The sequence below is a fragment of the Mycobacterium sp. genome (assembly GCF_019243155.1).
GTDB lineage: Bacteria > Actinomycetota > Actinomycetes > Mycobacteriales > Mycobacteriaceae > Mycobacterium.
In genome coordinates, this window is sequence record NZ_JAFAUS010000113.1 from 1 (window position 1) to 4,370 (window position 4,370).

General features: G+C 66.1%; 6 protein-coding genes. 3 read left to right on the top strand and 3 right to left on the bottom strand.

Translation table 11 applies throughout. The features are described from left to right. Positions 1 to 304 (top strand): FAD-dependent oxidoreductase (locus JOZ00_RS05670; RefSeq protein ID WP_293340927.1); only part of this gene is annotated, 304 nt, incomplete at its 5' end. A gap of 21 nt (positions 305 to 325) precedes the next feature. Next, the gene (locus JOZ00_RS05675) at positions 326 to 1,108 is read left to right on the top strand and encodes an enoyl-CoA hydratase-related protein (RefSeq protein WP_293340930.1); all 783 of its coding nucleotides are present in this window, start codon (positions 326 to 328) and stop codon (positions 1,106 to 1,108) included. A 4-nt stretch (positions 1,109 to 1,112) separates the two neighbouring features. Here the strand turns inward: JOZ00_RS05675 and JOZ00_RS05680 are convergent, their stop codons facing one another. Then, the gene (locus JOZ00_RS05680; protein WP_293340933.1) at positions 1,113 to 1,496 is read right to left on the bottom strand and encodes a phage holin family protein; all 384 of its coding nucleotides are present in this window, start codon (positions 1,494 to 1,496) and stop codon (positions 1,113 to 1,115) included. Positions 1,497 to 1,534: 38 nt separating this feature from the next. Then, positions 1,535 to 2,602 (bottom strand): amidohydrolase family protein, encoded by a 1,068-nt coding sequence (locus tag JOZ00_RS05685; protein WP_293340936.1) that lies wholly within the window; start codon positions 2,600 to 2,602, stop codon positions 1,535 to 1,537. A gap of 128 nt (positions 2,603 to 2,730) precedes the next feature. Between JOZ00_RS05685 and JOZ00_RS05690 the strand changes: the two genes are divergently transcribed. Next, the gene (locus JOZ00_RS05690) at positions 2,731 to 3,942 is read left to right on the top strand and encodes an MFS transporter (protein WP_293340942.1); all 1,212 of its coding nucleotides are present in this window, start codon (positions 2,731 to 2,733) and stop codon (positions 3,940 to 3,942) included. A 12-nt stretch (positions 3,943 to 3,954) separates the two neighbouring features. Here JOZ00_RS05690 and JOZ00_RS05695 read toward each other — a convergent pair. Then, on the bottom strand, positions 3,955 to 4,370 hold a 416-nt coding region (locus tag JOZ00_RS05695; RefSeq protein ID WP_293340939.1), incomplete at its 5' end, for a nicotinamide-nucleotide amidohydrolase family protein.

The following is a 4,370-nucleotide window of genomic DNA, read 5'->3' on the forward strand; positions in this document are numbered from 1 at the left end:
CTTCCCCCACCCGCAGCGCGTGGTGTGCGGCGGGATCAGCATCCCCAACCGCTGGGACACCGCCGCCGATCCCGAGGTGACCGAACGCATCCTGGCGCGGTGCCGACGAATCGAGCCGAGGCTGGGCGAGTCCGAGGTGATCGAGACGATCACCGGGCTGCGTCCCGAGCGTCCGTCGGTGCGGCTGGAGGCCGAACCGCTCGGCCGGGCGCGCTGCATTCACAACTACGGCCACGGCGGCAACGGAGTCACCCTGTCCTGGGGGTGCGCCCGCGACGTGCTGAGCCTGGTGAACGCCGACTGACGGTGTCTAACGTCTCTCGTCGTGAGCATCGATTACGCGTTGCACGCCCATATCGCGACGATCACGATCAACCGTCCCGAGACCCGCAACTCGCTGGACATGGAGCACTTTCGCGACCTTGCCCGCGCGTGGACGGCCTTCCGCGACGACCCGGCCGCCTGGGTCGCGGTCGTCACCGGTGTCGGCCGGGACTTCTGCACCGGCGCCGACCTCAAGAAGTTCATCCCGGAACTGACCGGCGAACTACCCAGGCCACCGGGGTGGAGCAAGGACGACGCCATCCATGCCGTCCTGCATCGGTTCCCGGTGTACAAGCCGATCGTGGCCGCGGTCAACGGGACCTGCGTCGCGGGCGGCTTCGAGATGCTGACCTCAACCGACATCCGGGTGGCGGCGCCCGAAGCGCGGTTCGCGGTCATGGAACCGAAGCGCGGGCTGTTCGCCGGCGGCGGGACCACCGTGCGACTGCCGCGTCAGATGCCTTACCCGTTGACGATGGAGTTGCTGCTGACGGCCGACATGGTGGACGCCGAACGCGCTCTGGCCATGGGGCTGATCAACCGGGTGGTCCCGGCGGCCGAACTGATGGACGCCGCGTACGACTTCGCCGAGCGCATCGCGACCAACGCGCCGCTTGCGGTGTTTGCGACCAAGCAGTCCACCGTCGAGGGTCTGGCGCTCGACCTGGCGTCGGCCTACGACAACGAAACCGCGCACAGCGACCGGGTTTTCGCCACCGAAGACGCCAAGGAGGGTCCGCGCGCGTTCGCCGAGAAGCGACCCCCGCAGTGGCAGGGCCGCTGAGGGGTCAGGCGCGCCGGACGATCAGCGACAGCACCCAGCTCACGATGGACAGCACGATCGCGGCCCAGATCGCCGTCCACCAGAAGTGGTCGATCTGCAGACCCCAGTGCGTGGTGTGTTCGGTGATCGCGGCGGTGATCCATAGCATCAACGCGTTGACCACGACGTGGAACAGCCCGAGCGTCAGAATGTACAGCGGGATTGCCAAGATCTGCACGACCGGCTTGATGAACGCGTTCACCAGACCGAAGATCAGGGCGACGATGAAGATGATGCCGGCCCTCTGTAGGTGCGTGTAGCCGCCCACGAAACTGATGCCGTGCACGAACAGCGTGACGATCCAGAGTGCGAAGCCGGTCACCGCGGCGCGCAGCAGAAAAGGGCCCATGCGGGAGATCCTGCCATCTTGCCGCGCTGAAGCCGGTATTAGTTCAGGTTGTAGAAGCGCTGCGCGTTGCGCCCGCCGATCTTTTCGCGGGCCTCCTCGCTGATGTCGGCGCGAGTCCGCAAATGCTTCGTGCTTTCCGGCCATTCGCCGTCCCAGTGCGGGTAATCGCTGGCGAACATGATGAAATCGGCGCCCAGCACGTCGATCACCCCGGGCAGGATCGGTTCCTCCGGCTCACACGTCACCCAGATGTTGCCCGCGGCCAGGTACTCGTGCGGGTCTCGGCGCCAGCCGCGTACGACCCAATCCCCCCGCTTCTCGTAATGCTCGTGCAGCCGATCCATGAAGAACGGGACCCAGCCCGCACCCGCCTCCAGGAAGGCGACCCGCAGTTGCGGATGACGCTCGAAGACGCCGCCGGAGACCATCGCGGTCATCGCAGTCATCTGATCGAACGGAAAGCTGATGCAGTGCACCTGAATGTAATTGGTGAACCGGTCCACACCGATCTTCGGCAGATGAATTCCCGGAGCGCCGTGAACACCCAGCGGCATTCCGAGTTCGACCGCCGCGGCGTAGAACGGGTCGAGATCGGGGTGATCGAGGTTGCGTGTCTTGAGCGCCGGCGGGACCAAAGTCGCCACCAGCCCAAGCTCTTTCGCCTCGGTCATGACGTCGATCGCAAGCCGGCCGTGCTCGATCGGGGCGACGGCGACACCCCGCAGCCGACCGCCCGAGGAGGCGCAGTAGTCCGCGATCCATTCGTTGTAGAGCCGGGAGAATCCGGCGGCGAACTCGGGATCCTCGAGGCTGGGGGCGCACAGCCCGAGACTCGGGTAGAGCACCATCGTGTCGATGTGATCGAGGTCGGCATCACCCAGCACGCCCTCGGGTGATCGGCAATTGATGTTGGGCGCCTTGCTGATCCCGTGCTCGGGCGGGCAACCCGCGCCGGGCCCCTCGTCCTCCGGGTAGTTGCGGCCCTCGAACATCAACCGCATCCGCTTGTCCGTGCTGGGTTTGACGTGGTCGGGCCAGCGCTTGATCGCCTCGGTCGCCAGCGACGGATTCTCGGCAACGTGTCCATCGGCATCGATGATTCGCATGTATCCGGAACTTACTCTCGCGGGTTGTCTAGGCAAACGCCTTGAAAGTGCGACACGATGCTGGCGTGACTACACAAAGTCCTCGCAACAAGATCACCGGCGATCAGCGGAACTCGTTCATTGCGGCGATGCTGGGCTGGACGATGGACGCCTTCGACTACTTCATCGTGGCGTTCGTCTATGCCGACATCGCAAAGACCTTCCACCACAGCAAGGCCGAGGTCGCGTTCATCACGACGGCCACCCTGTTCATGCGCCCGGTGGGCGCGCTGCTGTTCGGCTTGTGGGCCGACCGGGTCGGTCGGCGCACCCCGCTGATGGTCGACGTGATCTTCTACTCCGTCGTCGGCTTCCTGTGCGCGTTCGCGCCGAATTTCACTGTGCTGGTGATACTCCGGTTGCTCTACGGCATCGGCATGGGCGGCGAATGGGGCCTGGGCGCCGCGCTCGCGATGGAGAAGGTGCCCGCCGAACGGCGCGGCTTCTTCTCCGGGCTGCTCCAGGAGGGTTACGCGTTGGGTTACCTGCTGGCGAGCGTGGCCGCGCTGGTGGTGATGGACTGGTTCCACCTGTCGTGGCGGTGGTTGTTCGCGCTGTCGATCATCCCGGCGATGATCAGCCTGATCATCCGCTACCGCGTTCAGGAGTCCGAGGTGTGGGAGGCCGCCCAGGACCAGATGAAGCTCACCAACACCAGGATTCGCGATGTGTTGCGCAGCGGCGCCATCATCCGCCGGTTCGTCTACCTGGTGCTGCTGATGACCGCCTTCAACTGGATGAGCCACGGCACCCAGGACGTCTACCCGACCTTCCTGGGCGCCCACGACAATCACGGCGCCGGCCTGAGCAGCGTCACCGTCAAGTGGATCGCCGTGGTCTACAACGTCGGCGCCATCATCGGCGGGCTGTTCTTCGGCACGATGTCGCAGCGCTTCGGCCGCCGCTACACCGTCGTGTTCTGCGCGTTGCTGGCCCTGCCGATCGTGCCGCTGTTCGCATATTCGCGCACCGCGGCGCTGCTGTGCCTCGGCTCGTTCCTGATGCAGCTCTGCGTGCAGGGAGCCTGGGGCGTGATTCCGGCGCACCTGACCGAGATGTCGCCCGACGCGATCCGCGGCCTCTACCCCGGGGTGACCTACCAGCTCGGCAACCTGCTCGCTGCTTTCAACCTGCCCATTCAGGAACGCCTCGCCGAGTCGCACGGCTACCCGTTCGCGTTGGCCGCCACGATCGTGCCGGTGCTGCTCGCTGTCACGCTGCTGACGCTGATGGGCAAGGACGCGACCGGGGTGCGCTTTGGCACCTCCGAAACCGCTTTCGTACCAACGGAAGTGACGTGAGTTTGCGCGACGCTACATAAGTGCGCGCCGCAGCAAATGCATCGCCACCGTCGTCGACCGCTCGCGGATGTCGGATCGGTTACCGGGGAGCAGCAGGGTTCGGGTATCGGTGGGACCGGCTGCCAGCATCACGCTGAAACAGACGGTACCCACCGGCTTTTGCTCGGTCCCCCCACCCGGGCCGGCGATGCCGGTGATCGCCACGGCAGTGTCGGCGTCGAAGCGACTCAGCGCGCCGGCCGCCATCGCCTCGGCCACCGGCTCGGACACTGCGCCGTACGCCTCGATCAGCGCGGGATCGACGCCGAGCAGCTCCACTTTCGCCTCGTTCGAGTAGGACACCACCCCACCCGCCACATAGTCCGACGATCCGGGGCGGCCGGTCAGCCGCGCCGCCACCAGACCCGCGGTGCAGGACTCCGCCGTGG